At 67.3% G+C, this 16,480-nt stretch carries 16 protein-coding genes and 2 pseudogenes; 2 read left to right on the top strand and 16 right to left on the bottom strand.

The annotated features are described in order from the left end of the window. Positions 1–53 precede the first annotated feature (53 nt). The 3 genes from nadC to nadA all read right to left on the bottom strand — a co-directional run bounded on the left by nadC (position 54) and on the right by nadA (position 4,063). Positions 54–914 (bottom strand): carboxylating nicotinate-nucleotide diphosphorylase, encoded by an 861-nt coding sequence (nadC, locus tag OHQ90_RS16705; protein WP_328411540.1) that lies wholly within the window; start codon positions 912–914, stop codon positions 54–56. Between the two features lie 127 nt (positions 915–1,041). Then, positions 1,042–2,898 carry an L-aspartate oxidase gene (locus OHQ90_RS16700; RefSeq protein ID WP_328411538.1) on the bottom strand — a complete coding sequence of 619 codons (1,857 nt, stop codon included), beginning with the start codon at positions 2,896–2,898 and terminating at the stop codon, positions 1,042–1,044. Between the two features lie 109 nt (positions 2,899–3,007). Beyond that, positions 3,008–4,063 carry a quinolinate synthase NadA gene (nadA, locus tag OHQ90_RS16695; RefSeq protein ID WP_328411537.1) on the bottom strand — a complete coding sequence of 352 codons (1,056 nt, stop codon included), beginning with the start codon at positions 4,061–4,063 and terminating at the stop codon, positions 3,008–3,010. A 77-nt stretch (positions 4,064–4,140) separates the two neighbouring features. Between nadA and OHQ90_RS16690 the strand changes: the two genes are divergently transcribed. Continuing rightward, positions 4,141–4,899 carry an NUDIX hydrolase gene (locus tag OHQ90_RS16690; RefSeq protein ID WP_328411536.1) on the top strand — a complete coding sequence of 253 codons (759 nt, stop codon included), beginning with the start codon at positions 4,141–4,143 and terminating at the stop codon, positions 4,897–4,899. Between the two features lie 694 nt (positions 4,900–5,593). On the opposite strand, the gene OHQ90_RS16685 is transcribed toward OHQ90_RS16690, so the two are convergent. From OHQ90_RS16685 to bioB, 9 genes and pseudogenes are all read right to left on the bottom strand, one after another. Beyond that, positions 5,594–6,028 (bottom strand): hypothetical protein, encoded by a 435-nt coding sequence (locus tag OHQ90_RS16685; protein WP_328411534.1) that lies wholly within the window; start codon positions 6,026–6,028, stop codon positions 5,594–5,596. Further along, positions 6,025–6,420: a hypothetical protein gene (locus OHQ90_RS16680; protein ID WP_328411532.1), complete on the bottom strand. Its 396-nt coding sequence runs from the start codon at positions 6,418–6,420 to the stop codon at positions 6,025–6,027. The genes OHQ90_RS16685 and OHQ90_RS16680 overlap by 4 nt, the downstream gene beginning before the upstream one ends. A gap of 315 nt (positions 6,421–6,735) precedes the next feature. After that, positions 6,736–6,921 carry a hypothetical protein gene (locus OHQ90_RS16675; protein WP_328411530.1) on the bottom strand — a complete coding sequence of 62 codons (186 nt, stop codon included), beginning with the start codon at positions 6,919–6,921 and terminating at the stop codon, positions 6,736–6,738. A gap of 118 nt (positions 6,922–7,039) precedes the next feature. After that, positions 7,040–7,333 (bottom strand): annotated as a pseudogene (locus tag OHQ90_RS39425) (hypothetical protein); the annotation flags it as partial. A gap of 97 nt (positions 7,334–7,430) precedes the next feature. Beyond that, a pseudogene (locus OHQ90_RS16670) lies at positions 7,431–8,447 on the bottom strand (nSTAND1 domain-containing NTPase); the annotation flags it as partial. Between the two features lie 456 nt (positions 8,448–8,903). Next, positions 8,904–9,440, bottom strand: coding sequence for a DUF1353 domain-containing protein (locus OHQ90_RS16665; protein ID WP_328411526.1), 537 nt, complete (start codon positions 9,438–9,440; stop codon positions 8,904–8,906). A 94-nt stretch (positions 9,441–9,534) separates the two neighbouring features. Beyond that, a complete protein-coding gene (locus OHQ90_RS16660) occupies positions 9,535–10,200 on the bottom strand; it encodes a DUF2567 domain-containing protein (RefSeq protein ID WP_328412895.1) in 666 nt (221 codons plus the stop codon). 20 nt (positions 10,201–10,220) lie between these two features. Next, a complete protein-coding gene (bsaP, locus tag OHQ90_RS16655) occupies positions 10,221–10,448 on the bottom strand; it encodes a biotin synthase auxiliary protein BsaP (RefSeq protein WP_328411524.1) in 228 nt (75 codons plus the stop codon). A 33-nt stretch (positions 10,449–10,481) separates the two neighbouring features. Next, positions 10,482–11,495 (bottom strand): biotin synthase BioB, encoded by a 1,014-nt coding sequence (bioB, locus tag OHQ90_RS16650; protein WP_328411522.1) that lies wholly within the window; start codon positions 11,493–11,495, stop codon positions 10,482–10,484. A 135-nt stretch (positions 11,496–11,630) separates the two neighbouring features. Between bioB and OHQ90_RS16645 the strand changes: the two genes are divergently transcribed. Continuing rightward, positions 11,631–12,215: a TetR/AcrR family transcriptional regulator C-terminal domain-containing protein gene (locus tag OHQ90_RS16645; protein ID WP_328411520.1), complete on the top strand. Its 585-nt coding sequence runs from the start codon at positions 11,631–11,633 to the stop codon at positions 12,213–12,215. A 207-nt stretch (positions 12,216–12,422) separates the two neighbouring features. On the opposite strand, the gene OHQ90_RS16640 is transcribed toward OHQ90_RS16645, so the two are convergent. Genes OHQ90_RS16640 through OHQ90_RS16625 form a run of 4 tightly spaced genes read right to left on the bottom strand, consistent with a single transcriptional unit; the run spans position 12,423 to position 16,457 of the window. Then, complete coding sequence (locus OHQ90_RS16640) at positions 12,423–13,772, bottom strand: LLM class flavin-dependent oxidoreductase (RefSeq protein WP_328411519.1); 1,350 nt, start codon at positions 13,770–13,772, stop codon at positions 12,423–12,425. Further along, positions 13,769–14,524 carry an ABC transporter ATP-binding protein gene (locus tag OHQ90_RS16635; protein WP_328411517.1) on the bottom strand — a complete coding sequence of 252 codons (756 nt, stop codon included), beginning with the start codon at positions 14,522–14,524 and terminating at the stop codon, positions 13,769–13,771. Before OHQ90_RS16635 ends, OHQ90_RS16640 begins: the two co-directional genes overlap by 4 nt. Continuing rightward, positions 14,500–15,363, bottom strand: a complete 864-nt coding sequence (locus OHQ90_RS16630; protein ID WP_328411515.1) for an ABC transporter permease — start codon at positions 15,361–15,363, stop codon at positions 14,500–14,502. Before OHQ90_RS16630 ends, OHQ90_RS16635 begins: the two co-directional genes overlap by 25 nt. After that, positions 15,363–16,457: an ABC transporter substrate-binding protein gene (locus OHQ90_RS16625; RefSeq protein WP_328411513.1), complete on the bottom strand. Its 1,095-nt coding sequence runs from the start codon at positions 16,455–16,457 to the stop codon at positions 15,363–15,365. The genes OHQ90_RS16630 and OHQ90_RS16625 overlap by 1 nt, the downstream gene beginning before the upstream one ends. Positions 16,458–16,480: the final 23 nt, after the last annotated feature.

Genomic DNA, 16,480 nt, shown 5'->3' with positions numbered 1-16,480 from the left:
ATCGGCGATGTGATGCGAGCCGAAATCGAGCGGCTCGGCCACAGACGATGCGCCTACATGTCCAAGCCGAGGTCGAGCACTCGCACCGAGTGGGTGAGTGCGCCCACCGCGAGGTAGTCGACGCCGGTGCGGGCGTAGTCGGCGGCGTCGTCGAGAGTCAGACCGCCGGAGGATTCGAGTCGGGTCTGCGGGGCCTCGGCATCGCGGCGCTGGACAGCGGCCTGGGTCTGCCAGAGCGGGAAGTTGTCCAGCAGGACCAGTTCCACGTTTTCGGCCAGGACCGCGTTCAGTTGTTCGAGGCTGTCGACCTCGACTTCGCAGGCGATGTCGGGGGCCATGGCGCGGACCGCGCGCAGCGCTTCGACCACCGAACCGGCAGCGACCACGTGGTTGTCCTTGATCAGCGCGGCGTCGCCGAGACCCATTCGGTGGTTCACTCCCCCGCCTACCCGCACCGCGTACTTTTGCAGGGCGCGCAGGCCGGGCAATGTCTTTCGGCTGTCGCGGATCCGGCATTTCGTGCCGGCGACCTCGTCGACCCACGCGGCGGTGGCCGTCGCGATGCCCGACAGGTGGCAGACCAGATTCAGCATGGTGCGTTCGGCGGTGAGCAGGCCACGCGTCGGTGCAACCAGTCCGAGCACCGATTGCCCCGGCGTCACCCGGGTGCCATCGGCCACCCGGTCGGTGACCTCGTAGTTCCCTGCCCCGATCACCTCGTCGAGGACGAGCAACCCGACATCGAGCCCGGCGACCGTCCCCGGCTGCCGCGATACCACCGACGCCTTCACCACCGCATCCGCGGGAACGGTTGCCGCAGTAGTGATGTCGGGCCCGTACCGCAGATCCTCGTTCAACGCCGTACGAATAAGCGCGAGCACCTCGCCCCGCTCGAGCCCACTATCCGAACTCATCACTGCACTCCTACTCTCCACGCCCGCAGCGGGCAGTATTCGAGGCCCCACGCCGAGGTGAGTGGCACACCATCGCGGGCGCTTCCCGCGTTGTGCCGCAACCATGCGCCACCGATCACCCCGGCGGTCACGATGCGCTCGGGAGAGAGTCTCGGGGCCAGGGGTCGGCGACGGCGAATCCGTCGGGGGCCGGGACCGGTTGGCCCTCGGAGCCAAGGCGGAATGCGACGCTGTGTTGCTGGCGTTCGGTCGGCTCCTGATGGTCGGAGCGGGTGTGGCAACCGCGGCTCTCGGTGCGGGCCGCGGCGGCCAGCAGCAGCACTCGGGCGGTCAAGGTGAGCGCGGCGTCCTCGAACTCGGCGATGCGTTGCGCCGCAATGCTGCTCGGCGAGCCGTGCGCCGGGCCGGGTAGCGGCACGACGCCGTTCGGTGCGGACGCGTCTTTGTGCTCGGCCGCGCTATCGTGCACCGCCACGCCATTGCGCACCCCACGACCGTCTTGCACCGCCCGATCGGCGGGTATCGCCGCGGCATCGTCCATCGACGGATCGATCGCCGCCGCACCGCTCGGGGTCGCACTGCTGTCACGCACCGTCGAACCGGCGGAACCGTGACCCGTCCGCGTCACGCGATGCAGCACCGCGTGCTCCAGCCTGCGTGTCGCATCGGATAGACCGGCGGCGTCGCGGACGACGGAGCCGTGGGCGGTCATCAACTGTTGCACCAGCATTCGATCGACACGAGGTACGGCGCGGAGCGGGATTTCGGTGATGGGCACTTCCTCGCCGAGGCGTTCTGCCGCGGCCGCCCCGGCGCGTTCGCCCACGACGAGCCCCTCGAGCAGGCTGTTGGAGGCCAGCCGATTCGCGCCGTGCAGGCCGGTTCGCGCTACCTCACCCGCCGCGTACAAGCCGGGGACGGCGGTGCGACCGTGTGTGTCGGTGACCACCCCGCCGCATTGGTAGTGCGCGGCAGGAGCGACCGGGATGAGGTCGGTGCGGGGATCGATGCCTGCGGCCAGGCAGGAGGCGGTGATCGTCGGAAACCGTTGCGGGAAGCCGTCGATGGACCTGGCATCGAGATACACATGGTCGGCGCCGAGTGCCCGCATCCGCGCCGCGATGGCCCGCGACACCACGTCTCGCGGTGCCAGATCACCACGGGGGTGCACCCCAGCGGTCACCGAATTGCCTTCGGAATCCACCAGTGTCGCGCCCTCGCCGCGGACGGCCTCGCTGATCAGCGGCCTGCGACCGGTCCCGCCCGGTGTGTACAGCACCGTCGGGTGGAACTGGACGAATTCGAGATCGGCCACGGTCGCTCCGGCCCACAGTGCCAGCGCAATACCGTCCGCGGTCGCCCCGGGCGGGTTGGTACTGAGGGCGTACAGCTGGCCGAGCCCACCGGTGGCCAGCAGCACCGCCGGTGCGTGCACGACCCCGAATCCGCGCTCGGACACCGCGATCACGCCCTGCACACCGCCGGGACCGGTGACGATCTCCAGTGCCGCGGTGCCGAAGAGGACCGGAAGGCCGGCCGCGTTCAGTGCGCGCTGCACCTCAGCGCCGGTGGCGTCGCCGCCGGCGTGGATGATCCGTCGAGTGCTGTGCCCACCCTCACGGGTGCGCGAAATCTGGCCGTCGCGACCGAGATCGAATACCGCACCCAGGTCCGTCAGCGCGGCGATCGCGTCTTGACCGCCTTCGACGATCGACCGCACCGCATCGACATCACAAAGCCCGGCACCGGCCTCGACGGTGTCGTCCACATGCGACTGCACCGAATCCCCGTGCGGCGCGACGACAGCGATCCCGCCCTGGGCGTACTGGGTAGAGGTGTCGGTCGCTCCGCCCTTGCTGAGGATGAGCACCCTGAGGCCACGCAGCGACGCGGTACGCGCCGCGGTCAGACCGGCGACACCGCCGCCGATCACGATCAGGTCGGCGTCGGCCTCCCAGTCGATCCGGGGCGGCGCGATCGTCATTTGCTCCTGCCGCTCCGGACGAGCACGTGTGCCCGGTTACCGATCTCGGTCCGCCGACGCACCGGATCAGATTGCAGCGCAGCCGTTTCCAGCATCGCGCAGACGGCACTCATTCCCCACCGCCCGGGTTGCCGATCTCGATCATGCGTTGCACCGAGTTACGCGCCAGCGCAGCGGTTTCCAGATCGACGTGCACCTCGTCGCGGTTCTCCACCAAGGCCCGAAGCAGCGCGGCCGGGGTGATCATCTTCATGTACTTGCACGACGCCCGGTCGTTGACGGCCTGGAAGTCGATGCCGGGGGCGGCCTTGCGCAGCTGGTGCAACATGCCGACCTCGGTGGCGACGAGCACCTGGCTCGACTTGGCGGCCCTGGCGGCATCGATCATGCCGCCGGTGGACAGGATGTGCACCCGGTCGGCCGGGAACGAACCTGCACCCGCGAGATATAACGCCGAAGTGGCGCAACCACATTCGGGGTGCACGAACAGTTCGGCGTCCGGGTGGGTGCGGGCCTGCTCCTGCAGCTCCTCGCCGTTGATGCCCGCGTGCACGTGGCATTCGCCCGCCCAGATCTGCATGTTCTCGCGACCGGTGACGCGCTTGACGTGTGCGCCGAGGAACTGGTCCGGCAGGAACAGCACCTCGCGGTCCGGGTCGATCGAGGCGACCACGTCCACCGCGTTCGAGGACGTGCAGCAGATGTCGGTGAGTGCCTTCACCGCGGCCGTGGTGTTCACATACGACACGACGACGGCGTTCGGGAATTCGTCCTTCCATGCGCGCAATTCGTCCGCGGTGATGGAATCGGCGAGCGAGCAGCCTGCCCGCTGGTCCGGAATCAGCACGGTCTTCTCGGGGCTGAGGATCTTGGCCGTCTCCGCCATGAAATGCACGCCACAGAAGACGATGGTGTCCTCGGGCGCCTCGGCCGCGATCCGAGACAGCGCCAGCGAGTCCCCGACATGATCGGCCACGTCCTGGATCTCGGGCAGCTGGTAGTTGTGCGCGAGAATCGTGGCGTTGCGCTCGCGCGCCAATCGCTTGATCTCCTGCGCCCACTCGGGCGTCCCCTCGACGCCGGTGAATCCCGAGGGCCCGTCGGTGACCTGCTCCATCAGCGTGGTGCCAGGCGCGGTTGCGAGCTCTGCTCCCATCGTCGCCATGGTGGCTCCTTCCTCCATGCGCTCGGCAACACCGCCGAATTCGCACCAAACCAGGTTTTCGACTTATAATCGAAAACGTGCCCCATAGTAACACCATCCACGAATCGCTCACCGCGGTGTTCCAGGTCCGGCGCTTCCCCTCCGATATCACCGCAGGTCCCGGCCCCGCAGAGCGCTCCGGCGAGGTCATCCGACGCTGCCCACCCGACCAGCGAACCGAACTCGCCGTGCTGCTGTGGCAGCGCGCACTCGACCCGCAGAAGGGCACCTGGTCGCTACCGGGCGGCCGACTGCGCGACGATGAAGACCTCGACGACTCGGCCAGGCGCCAACTCGCCGAAAAGGTCGACGTGCGCGAGCTGACCCACCTGGAGCAGCTGTCGGTCTTCAGCAAGCCCGACCGGGTCCCCCACCCGCGCCGCATCGCCTCGGCCTACCTCGGCCTCGTCCCGCTGACCGCGGATCCACAGCTGCCCTCCGACACCGCGTGGCACCCGGTCTCGGCCCTGCCCGATATGTCCTTCGACCACGGCACGGTCGTCGACCACGCCCGCACCCGACTCGCTGCGAAACTCTCCTACACCAACATTGCCTTCGCCCTGGCTCCCGACCGCTTCACCATGTCCACCCTGCGCGAAATCTATTGCGCTGCACTCGGATACGACGTCGACACCACGAACCTGCAACGAGTCCTGACCCGGCGCAAGGTCATCACTCCCACCGGTGCCACCGCAGCCCCCGGCCGCGCGGGTGGTCGGCCCGCCGCGGTGTACCGCTTCACCGACTCCGGCCTGCGCGTCACCGACGAATTCGCGGCGTTGCGCCCGCCGACCTGACCGCCGCATGTGGGTCGGACGGTGGCCGACACCCCACTCACGCCGCTGCGTCGCAGGTGGTCCGACATCCGGCAGACCGGATGCCGGACCGTGGTTCGCGGCCGCTATCGCAAGATGCAGACGGGCCAAAGACACGGAACCACAGCATGTTCCGTGACAACCTGTTCCGTGACAACAGCGCCGCGGCCCGCAACCTCAGCTGTCGACTCCGCGCCGGCAACCGGCGCGCCAACGGCTACGGTCACCAGCAGCAGCATGGCCCCGACCGCTACGGATTTCCACAACACGATTCCCCCTCTGATTCGAAACGGATCTTCTTGTTACCGACCGAATCCGGATCATGCCCCGCCCGATGTTCGATCAATCGTACGACTTCGACGCTAGGCGACCGGCACGGCCGATGTCGTGAACGGCCGCGCTCGAGTTGGTAAATGCGCTGATCACGGCGATTTACAGAGAATTCCGGACCGGACGCATGAGAGCGAACCGCCAAGGCGCAGTTGTCCGGACCGGACAAGAATCGGCACAGCGACGACCTGGTGGTTGCCGGTCGACGCCGATCATCGCTCTGGAGAACGACTCACCGACTACGCGTCCCAGGCCGGCAGGCAAACCCCGCGGACAGCAGTCTCGGCGCACCCTGTCGGGCACCCGGTACCGCGGACCGAATGATCGACTGGCTAACTGACGGCAATCAGCATGGCGGGACGGTGCACCGTCGGCTGGTTTCGTCGCCGCGATCCTCTGGTCCGAGAACGTGCAGCACCTCATCGCGGTCGAATTCGGGAAACAGGGCCTCGACGGCTTCGGTCATCGACCGGTCCGGCGCGCCACCGATCTGGTTCAGCAGCAGATGTCCCACCTCGTGCCGAACGATATGGCCGACATCCGCATCCGAAGCCGCCGCGTCATAGGCGATGACGATCTCGGCCGTGCGTTCCAATACCAGCCCGCACGGCGCTGCCTCGGTGTGCAGACCCGCCACCGGCAATAGCCGAATTCGCTTGCCTGTCACAGCTTCGGCCCGCTCTATGAATGCCGCCAGAGTCCACGGCAGTGGCACGGCAAGCAATTCCGCCATCCGCCACAGCTGCTCGATGATCGGATCCCTCCGCGGATCGGGACTCACAAGGCATCCAGCGCCCGCACCAGGGCGGACAGGTCGGCATCCGCACGCAGGGCACCGCCACCACGCAACGCCAACCGGGTGACACCGGCCGCACGAATGCTCCGCAACAGCTCCAAATTCCGATGCAGCACTACGACTTCTGGACCGGAATCCGTGAGATAGCATCCTGGAACACCGAAATAGCCCGCCAACGCGACCAGGACCGCGGGATCGCCATCGGAAACCCCGCGCCGCAACGCCTTCAATACCCCGGCCGATACCGGGAACCTCACCCGCCGCGTCAGCTCCCGAGCCACTTCGTCGCCGGACCGCTCCGGTTCCGTCCGCGCGTGAAACGTCGCGAACAGCTGATCGACCCGCTCGGCCACACTCGGGCACCAGTCATCACGCATTCTGCACCCCACCGGCGACACTACTTATCATCCGAGTCTGGGCCCGGCACGGCTGACTGTCCAGTCGCCCCCGAACAGCGGTCATGGCCGCGTTCCCCCGAACGCGGACCGCACCCGACTCGGCGACCTCCGCCGTCGGCGGTCAGCGGTCACCAGTCACCCGTCACCAGTCAGCCGTCGCTCGTCAGCGGTCACCTGACGACCGTCAGCAGTCGACCCGTCACCTCAGCCGTCACTGTCGGCCGTCACCGGACCAGCCGACACCGGTCAGCTGTCACCCATCACCGGTCAGCCGTCCCATCGAATACCGCAGCGTCACGAATCCTGCGACCGATTCCTATGTTTGCGCGTACGGCGATACTGCCGCTTGCTGGGAACAGGTTGCGCAGCACTGGACCGGCGCAGCGCATCGCGCCGCCGCCACGCCACCAAATCCGGCCGCTCCCCACTCTGCTCCGGGTACATCCCCGCCAATACCAATGCCTGGTTACGTTCGTTCATTGCCAACACCTCCTTCCCACAGTCGCGCTGTCCGAACCGACTGCGGATCAACGGTATCCGCGCCGACAGCCCGCTCTCCACTCATTTATCGGCAGGTACGGCACCTTCGAGCTCCTACCTATTCACATGGCGGGTCGTAAGGGAGCTCCAGCATGTGGTCCTCCCACACCCGCCGGTTCATCAGCGACCGAGTCACCTCGCAAATCCGGGTGATCGTGTGCTGTGTGTCGAGGTCCCACAGCCGGGCTCTGCCGCCCGTGTCGACGCCGATCAAATACCCACCGTCACCATAGAAATCGACGAACCAGACCGACGACGAGTCTGCCGTGACGGCCGGGTATTCGATCGGCTGCGGATCTCTGATATCCGTGAAGTCCCACATTCGCACTTGCCTGCCGCCGGAAACCAGTAGAGGCCCGTCCGGACTGAAGGCAAGCGATCTCGCCGACCATCACGTGGGATACCAGCGGCAGGGCTCCCAGGTCGTAGCCTCGGCGGACCCCTCCACCGCCGAGGCCACACAGCTCACTGATGACGAGCTCATTCAAACCGGATTCCACTTTGCAGCCTGCCAATTCGGCAGGGCGGCTGATTGCTTCCGCCAGTTCGTCCAGGCGCATCGGGCCGAGCAAGTAACTGCGATGCTCGAGAGCGTCCTCCAACACCGGAACGTCCAGACATTGCGCATAGAAGTCGGCGCGCACCGCCAGCACGACAGCGGCCGGGGCGTGCTCGCCGCGGATGGCCCGGTGTTCGAGCGCGGCCAGGAACATCTCGCGCTGTTGCGGGTCGTGGCACAGGGTGAACAGTTCCTCGAACCGGTCAACGATCAACAGGCGGCGCCGGCCGATGCCCCAATCGGCCAGCGCCGCGGTGGCGGATTCCACGGACTCCGGAGAACCCCCTGCGTTCTCGGAAGCGGCGGAGTTCGCCGTGTCGGGGCCGCGTTCGGAACCCGTGGCACCGTAGGCATATTCGGAGCGGACCGACTCCTGGCTGTGCACGACATCGATGGCGGCGTAAAGACTGCCGACCGGGGCTCGCCCAGGCGTCATGGTCGCGATCGCCCAGTCCTCGAGCGGATCGGCAAGAGCAGGTAGCAAACCTGCCTCGAGCAGCGACGATTTACCCGCGCCGGAGGCGCCGACGAGCATCACGATCCCACCGTGACCGTCGGGACCCACTGTCGCGCGCACCAATTCGGCGAGTTCGACGGTCGGTCGGGTACGGCCGAAGAACAGATCTGCGTCCTGTCTGCGGTAGGAGGTCAAGCCGAGGTACGGGCACTGCGCAGTGTCGGACTCGGGGTCCCACTCGTTCGACGCCGTCCACAGTCGTCGCCACACCCGCAGATCCAGCAGCGCAGGCGGCACGGGCTTACTGGACTCGCGCGCCTCGTCGAGGAGCGTGAGCAATACGGGCAGCAGGGATTCGAAGCGGGCGGGCACATTGCGCCCCGCCTTCCAATCGCTGATGCGCTGGATCGATGCACCGCCCTTCTGCCCGGCCGCTCGGGTGGCTCGCATGCGCGCCTCGGCCGCGGCCGCAACCCGGCGCAGCGTCGGATTGCCTGCCGCATCGAAGAGCGCGGCGAACTGCTGGGAGAAGACCGTTCGCGGTGCTGGGCGCCAACGGGGTTCCGGTTCACTCGAATCCACCTGTCCTCCTCCACTTCTGGTGTCGGAGGCGACGCTCCCGACCTGTAGCGAGAGTAGGCAGCCGGTCGACGGTAGCGTCCGGTCGCGCCGATCCAATCCGGTAAACGTGCAGCTGGAAGCATCGGATCTTGGTTCCGGACCGGAACATTCAGTCAGTTCGCAGGCAGTGGTACGACCAGGTCGGCTGGTTCTCGACAACACTGCGCGCGTGTTCCCAGCACGCGGCGACTGCGGCGATCTCCTCGCCGTCATCGGCCACCGGCGACGGCATCGGGATGACCGGGCGCGCAGCCGCGGCGATATCGTCGGCCGCTATCGGATCGGTCAGGCCGTCTTCATCTGCGGCGTCGGCGGTGGCGGCGCAGTCGCCCGGCGTCCAATGTTCGCCACGCCCCAGAACACCAGCTCGACCAGCCAGAACAGCATGAGAAACAGCTGCACCACAGTCGCGGGAATAGCGAGGAACGGCACTGCCAGCGCGGCGATCAGCACGAAGCGGGCGATGTCCAACGGGCCTGCGCCGCGCAGGCGGCTGCCCAAACGCACTGCGGCCCACATTATCCAGCGGCGCGGCACCGACACTCTTGCCTCGCGCAGTGCGCGCCTGAAGATGCCGTCTGCGTCGGCCGTGCCGACCACGCCGGAGCTGCGCAGGTAGTCGTGCAGAATGGCGGCCCTGGTGTAGACGCCGTAGCGGGGAATCAACCAGACGAACGCGCGCGGCACCGAGGCGAAATCGGTGCGAAAGCCTTCGGGGACAACGAATTCCTCGTCGGCACCGTGATAGACCAGTGGCGCGGCCACCCGCCAGAACTTCGCGTCGAGCTCCTCGACGACCGGCCCGTTACCGACGAACGCCACGACCCGTTCCTCTCTGAACGCAGAGCGTATCCCACAATTCTAGGTGGTTGTGGTAGTTCCGCACGGCCCCGCAGGCAACGGTTCGGCCAACGCGTCAGTGGGTGGGTCGAGACTGCGGCATCGAATCGGATCCGGGTTCCGGGACCTGCTCGTACCCACCGTAGGGGGCGGGCCCATTGCCCGCATGCTCGGCGACATACGGGCGGTAAACGCTTGCCCCGGTGAAGGATCGATCGTCGACCGGCCTGGACTTCCCCAACGGCCCACTGAATCCGGTGCCCAGATCGTCCGACGGGTAGAGCGCGGCGACGAACAACACCACCAGCGACGCCAGCAGCGGCTGCACGATCAGTGCCAGCCAGCTGCTCACCTCGGTCGGCAGGACGACGATCTGCCCGACGGGCGGATCGTGTGGACGCGGATGCTGCCACCGGGTGAGCTGCTCGCCCACCCAGGACATCGCGAAAGCGCCCGCGAGAGACCCGGCCAGTAGCCCGACTTGCACGATCGGCCCACGTACCGCACGCCACCGCCACGCGCCCACCGCGGACAGCACGCCGGTCACCGCGCCGACGCACACGAAGATCGCGAGCGCGTCGAACTGATGCACGCTCTCCCCGGTCAGTATGGAGCCACGGCCGGGCTGGACCACCAGCAACTGCTCGGTCGGGGCGAGCCAACCCCACACGACACCACCGAGCACACTGAGCAGCAACACCGCGACGCCGACGACCACCGCGGCGCGCACCTCACGCCGCATCCCCACAGCGCGCGCCACCACTAGCGGCGTTCCAGACTCGCCGAGTCGAGCACCCCGTGCCGTGAACACTTCGCCCACCAGCCGTCCGGGCTCACCTGCACGACCATCCGGCGACCGCACTCTGCACAGAAGCGCGGCGGTTCCAGCCCCAGCGCGGCAGCGGTCGGCACCGGGTCATCCAGACCCGGCACGATCCGCTTACCGGTGAACGGGTTGTAGCGCTCGTCCATATCCATGACAGTACTCATCGCGCCTGCCCCTTTCGTCGCAAGGCGGGCGGATCAGAGCGTTTCGTTGAGCGCTTTGATGGGCATCTTCAACTCGCCGAGCAGATCCAGGTCTGCTTCGGCGGGCCGTCCGAGGGTGGTCAGGTAGTTGCCGACGATAACGGCGTTGATGCCGCCGAGGATGCCCTGCTTCGCGCCGAGGTCGCCGAGGGTGATCTCGCGGCCACCCGCGAAGCGAAGCATGGTGCGCGGCAACGCAAGTCGGAACGCGGCGACGGCGCGCAGCGCATCGGATGCGGGCAGCACTTCGAGGTCACCGAAAGGGGTGCCGGGGCGCGGGTTGAGGAAGTTCAGCGGGACCTCGTCGGGATCGAGCTTCGCGAGATCGGCGGCGAATTCGGCGCGCTGCTCCAGGCTTTCGCCCATGCCGAGGATACCGCCGCAGCACACCTCCATGCCCGCTTCGCGCACCATGCGCAGGGTGTCCCAGCGCTCTTCCCAGCTGTGCGTGGTGACCACGTTCGGAAAGTGCGAACGGGAGGTCTCCAGGTTGTGGTTGTAGCGGTGCACGCCCATGGCGGCCAGCTGGTCGACCTGCTCCTGGGTGAGCATGCCCAGCGAACAGGCGACCTGGATGTCGACCTCGTTGCGGATGGCCTCGACACCCGCGGCGACCTGCGCCATCAGCCGCTCGTCCGGGCCGCGGACAGCGGCGACGATGCAGAACTCGGTGGCGCCGGACTTGGCGGTCTGCTTGGCCGCCTCGACGAGGCTGGGAATATCGAGCCAGGCGGCGCGCACCGGCGACTGGAACAGGCCCGACTGGGAACAGAAGTGGCAGTCTTCCGGGCAGCCGCCGGTCTTGAGGCTGATGATGCCCTCGACCTCGACCTCGGGGCCGCACCACTTCATGCGCACCTCGTGCGCGAGGGCCAGTAGGTCTTCGAGCCGATCGTCACCGAGCCGCAGCACCTCTAGGGTCTGCTCCTGGGTCAGGCCGGCACCACGCTCGAGCACCTGCTCGCGGGCAATGGCCAAGATATCGGTCTGAACGGGTGCCTGGGTCACTGCACGAATCCCTTCGTCCGGTGCAGTACACGGTCGATCCGCTGGGGTTCACCCCAGGTGGCCGTGCAACTTGAACGGTGTTCAGGCTAGGGTAATGGTAAGAGTGAGTCAAAACACGACGGGGAAGGAATCCGGGTGCAACTGCACAGGGCGGACGTGGTCGACGGCGCTGTCGCCATTCTCGACCAATACGGTCTCGCCGATCTGACCATGCGCAGGCTCGCGGGCTCACTACAGGTGCAGCCCGGGGCCCTGTACTGGCATTTCCCCAATAAACAGGCGTTGCTCGGCGCGGTCGCCGACAAGATTCTCGCGCCGATGGACGAGCCGATCGACGCGATCGAATGGTCGGGCCAGATCACCGAACTGGCGCATCGCCTGCGCAACTGCCTACTGGCCTACCGCGACGGCGCCGAACTGGTCTCGGCCACCTACGCCTCCCGTCTCACCACGAACAAGGGCCGGGAACGCCTGGTGAGCGCGGCAATCCGCGCAGGCATGCCCCGGCACGAAGGCGAACTGGCCGCCTACACCCTGCTGTACTACGTCCTCGGCCAAACAGTCGACGAACAGTCCAGAATGCAGATGGACTCGGTCGGCGCCCTCTCCGACGACGCCTCCCCGCTCGACGAAACCCCCGACGCCACCGCCCGTTTCGACTTCGGCCTGCAACTGTTCGTCGGCGGCGTCCGCCACCTCCTCGGCACCCGCGTCCGCTGACCGAGAACACACCTGGTGGCACCCGCCGAACCCCGGATTCGGCACGTTGCCCCCAGCGCGAGGTAAGCACCGACGGGCATGATCAGGCCGAGGCCGAGGAGACTGCCACGCCAGCGAGTTCCAGTGCCGACGCAGCGGAGAATCACCCCAGCTGCGCACCTGACCTGGTGTGAGCCGGCCTGCGACGGCCGAGTTCTCCGGGCCCGCTCACGGAGCCAAGGCCGGGCGGCGGGCGAATTGGCTTTCGGGGCGGGGCAGGCCGAAGTGGTCGCGGAGAGTGCTGCCGGCGTATTCGGTGCGGAAGAGGCCACGCTGCTGCAGGATCGGGACCACTGTTTCCGCGAAGACCTCCAGACCGCCGGGGTAGTAGGGCGGCATGACGTTGAAGCCGTCGGCGGCGCCGTTGCGGAACCATTCCTCGATGGTGTCGGCCACCTGCTCCGGTGTGCCCGCGAATACGCGATGCCCGCGGGCGCCCGCGAGGCGGTGCAGCAGGCCGCGGACGGTCGGGCGTTCACGCTGCACGATGCCTGCGACCACTTGCAGACGGCTTCGGGCGTTGTCGGTGACATCGCCTGCGTCGCTGAATAATTCGACGGGCACCGGCTCGTCGAGCGCGAGGTGGCGCAGGCTCTTGCCCGCGATGCCCTCCAACTGCTTCAGGCCGTACTCGGGGACGGTGAGCTCGTTGAACTCCCGTTCCAGCTTCTTGGCGGCCGCCTCGGTGTCGGCGATGAAAGGGCTGATGCCGGGCAGGATCTTGATGTGGTCGGCGTCGCGACCGAATTCCCTGGCCTTCGCCTTGATATCGGAATAGAAATCCTGCGCGTCTTCGAGGCGCTGATGCGCGGTGAAGATCGCTTCGGCGTACTTGCCCGCGAACGCACGGCCGTCATTGGAGGCCCCGGCCTGCACCAGCACTGGATACCCCTGCGGCGTGCGCGGCGCATTGAACGGCCCACGCACCTTCAGATATTCGCCGACGAAGTCGATCGGATGGATCTTGTCCGGGTCGGCGTAGATCCCTGCCGCCTGGTCGAGCACGATCGCGTCGTCTTCCCAGCTGTCCCACAGCGCGACGACCGCATCCACGAACTCTCTGGCTCGGGCGTAGCGCTCGGCGTGCGACGGATGCTCGGCGAGACCGAAATTGGCTGCGGCGAGGTCGGTTCCGGTGGTGACGATATTCCACCCGGCCCGGCCACCGGAGATGTGGTCCAGGGTGGAGAACAGCCTGGCCAGATTGTAGGGCTCGTAGTAGGTGGTCGAGGCGGTCGCGATCAGGCCGAGATGGGTTGTCGCCGTGGCGATGGCGGTGAGCAGCGTGATCGGCTCCAGCCCCGAGCCCGCATTGTGTTTGACATTGGTACGCAACGCCGGCCCGTCGGCGAAGAACACCGCGTCGAGTTTCGCGGCTTCGGCGGTGCGGCCGATCTCCTGGTAATAGGCAACGTCGTAGATCCGGCCCGGCTGACTGTCGGTGTGCCGCCACGCTGCCTCGTGATGCCCGGAGGGGTAGATGAACGCATTGAGGCTGAGTTGACGCGGTGAGCTCATGACGCCTTCTTCTCTTCGTCGATGTGAGGTGGCGTGGTGTCGACGCCGAGGCTGGCCAGCAGCGATTCCCGCAGCCGAGTGAAGCCGGGATCGCTGTGGCGGCGTGGCCGTGCCAGGTCGATGCGCTGATCCAGCGCGATCCGCCCTTCGTCCAGGACCAGCACGCGGTCGGCGAGCAGCACGGCTTCGTCGACATCGTGGGTCACCAGCAGCACCGCAGGCTTGTGCTCGGCGCACAGGTCCTGCAGCAGCGCATGCATTTTGATGCGGGTGAGTGCGTCGAGCGCACCGAACGGTTCGTCGGCCAGCAGCAGTTGCGGCTCCCTGACCAGCGAGCGCGCCAGCGCGACCCGCTGCTGCTCGCCGCCGGAAAGCTCCTTGGGCCATGCCTTTTCCCGACCGGCAAGGCCGACCTCGGCCAGCGCGGTGCGCCCGCGATCGGCGGCTCCGGCACCGGAGAGGCCGAGAGTCACGTTGTCCAGCAACCGGATCCATGGCAGCAGCCGCGAGTCCTGGAAGACCACGGCGCGTTCGGTCGGCACGGTCAGCTCGCCGGATCCCGGCACGTCGTAGTCCAATTCGGCCAGCGCCCGCAGCAGGGTGCTCTTGCCCGAACCGCTGCGGCCGAGCAACGCGACGAATTCACCGCGCGCGATATCGAGGTCGATGCCGCGCAAGACCGCCCGGTCACCGAACCCGCGATACAGGTCGCGGGTTCGCACCACGTTCAGTCGGCCAGTGTCTGCCGCCATGACAGTGCCCTCCGTTCCACCGCGCGCACCGCGATATCGCCGAACAAACCGAGCAGGCCGTAGATCACCAGTCCGACGACGATCACGTCGATCTGGCCGTAGGTGCGGGCCTGCGTCATCAGATAGCCGATGCCGCTGGTGGCATTGACCTGCTCCACGACAACGAGCGCGAGCCAGGCGATGGTCACCGCGAGCCGCAGGCCGGTGAAGAACCCGGGCAGCGATCCGGGCAGCGCGATCCGCTGGATGAATCCCCAGCGCGAAAGCCCTACCGTCGCCGCGAGTTCCACATACCTGGAGTCGACGCTGCGCAGCTGCGCATGCGTGTTGAGGTAGATCGGAATCGCCACACTGGTGGTGATGACGAGCAGTTTCATCTCCTCGCCGATGCCGAACCACACGATGAACAGCGGAATCAGCGCCAGCGTCGGGATCGCCCGCTTGATCTGAATGGGCCCGTCCACCAAGGCTTCACCGATCCGGCTCAGTCCCGCGATCACTGCGAGCACCACCCCGATGACGACACCGAGGCCGAGCCCGACGCCGGCACGCTTGACGGAGGTGAGCAGGTTCGACTGCAGTCTGCCATCGGAAATCAGGCCACCCGCGGTCTCGGCGACCGTCCACGGTGCGGGCAGTGTCTCCGGATCCAGCGTGCCGGAGGCGGATCCGATCACCCAGGTGGCCACCAGCAGCACCGGTCCGACGGCGATGCCGAACGGGATCGGTCGACCGGGGCCGAGCCTGGGCCGACTCGGCTTGCGCCGGGCGAGCACCGGTGCCGGGGCCGTGCGGGCACGGCCGAACCGACCGAGTACACCGGCATCCACGGTGGCCATTACCGTGCCCTCGGTTCGAACGCGGCGCCGCTTTCGGTGACGGCCTGGGTGACGGGAGCATCGAAGCGCAGGTCGAAACCGCCTGCGGCGCGTACCTTCTTCGGCAGCTCACCGGCACCGTCGATGACATCGATGGTGGCTTGCTGGCGGTCGATGAGCACTTGGTCCAGGTGCGGGAAGGTGTACGTACCGAGCGATTCGACGATGCGTTGGGCGTCGTCGGCGCTGACCTTCTGGATGTCGACGTAATACCGACGCGCCCACTCATCCTGGTGGGTATTGGCCCATTGGTGCGCCCGCACGTAGGCGCCGACCAATGCGCGTGTGGCCGCGGCCTTCGCCGGGTCCCCCACGACGGCACGGCGCGCGTACAGGTAGGCCAATCCGCCATAGATACCGGTGGTCTCGGAGTCCGGGATCAGTGAGGTGCCAGGCGTGCGCAGCAGCCGCGTGACGTTCGGCTCGATCAGCGGTGCGATGTCGACCTGCCCAGTGCGCACCGCGTCGAGGAACTCGGCCAGTTGCAGCCGAATCAGTTGCACGTCGCCGGTTTTCAGCCCGGCCTTGGCCAACGCGCGCAACACCGCAGCCTGCTGGGCGGTGCCTTCGGCGTAGGCGATCTTCTTGCCCTTCAGATCGGCCAGCGTGGTTGCGGTCTTGCCGGGAGCCACCGCGAGCTTCAGTGCGCTGGCGCTGGTCTGGTACGCCGCGACGATCGGCACATCCTGCCCGGCCGCCAGCGCGTGGATCGGCGGGACATCGCCTACCGGCGCGACGTCGGCGGCGCCGCCACGGAAGGCCTCGAGAATCGCGGGCCCGCCGATGAAGTTGGCGAATTCGACCTTGAACGGCAGCTTGTCCAGTTCGCCGGACAACCGCAGCACCGATTGCAGCCGCTCCTGCTGGTCGGCGACAACGAGTTTGGTGCCCGCGGGAATCTCGGTCGGCAGCGGGACGTCGGCGACGGTAGTGGCCGAGGTCTTGTCACTGTTCGCACAGCCGGCCAGACCGAGCGTCGCAGCGGTCGCCGCGACGAGCACTGCGGCGATAGTGCGGCCACGGAGGCCGGTCATGAACGTGCGTGGTTGGTGCATTCTGGCATTGAAGCAAGACAAAT

The sequence above is a fragment of the Nocardia sp. NBC_00403 genome (genome assembly GCF_036046055.1).
Taxonomy (GTDB): Bacteria; Actinomycetota; Actinomycetes; order Mycobacteriales; family Mycobacteriaceae; genus Nocardia.
This window is presented reverse-complemented; position numbering and strand designations above follow the sequence as displayed.

Coding starts and splice junctions, on each gene's coding strand:
- OHQ90_RS16660 (WP_328412895.1), bottom strand. CDS start 10,200: ATGCGGCGTGAGGTGCGCGCCGCGGTGGTCGTCGGCGTCGCGGTGTTG.
- OHQ90_RS16625 (WP_328411513.1), bottom strand. CDS start 16,457: ATGCACCAACCACGCACGTTCATGACCGGCCTCCGTGGCCGCACTATC.
- nadC (WP_328411540.1), bottom strand. CDS start 914: ATGAGTTCGGATAGTGGGCTCGAGCGGGGCGAGGTGCTCGCGCTTATT.
- bsaP (WP_328411524.1), bottom strand. CDS start 10,448: ATGAGTACTGTCATGGATATGGACGAGCGCTACAACCCGTTCACCGGT.
- OHQ90_RS16635 (WP_328411517.1), bottom strand. CDS start 14,524: ATGGCGGCAGACACTGGCCGACTGAACGTGGTGCGAACCCGCGACCTG.
- nadA (WP_328411537.1), bottom strand. CDS start 4,063: ATGGCGACGATGGGAGCAGAGCTCGCAACCGCGCCTGGCACCACGCTG.
- OHQ90_RS16680 (WP_328411532.1), bottom strand. CDS start 6,420: ATGCGTGATGACTGGTGCCCGAGTGTGGCCGAGCGGGTCGATCAGCTG.
- OHQ90_RS16630 (WP_328411515.1), bottom strand. CDS start 15,363: ATGGCCACCGTGGATGCCGGTGTACTCGGTCGGTTCGGCCGTGCCCGC.
- OHQ90_RS16675 (WP_328411530.1), bottom strand. CDS start 6,921: ATGAACGAACGTAACCAGGCATTGGTATTGGCGGGGATGTACCCGGAG.
- OHQ90_RS16640 (WP_328411519.1), bottom strand. CDS start 13,772: ATGAGCTCACCGCGTCAACTCAGCCTCAATGCGTTCATCTACCCCTCC.
- OHQ90_RS16700 (WP_328411538.1), bottom strand. CDS start 2,898: ATGACGATCGCGCCGCCCCGGATCGACTGGGAGGCCGACGCCGACCTG.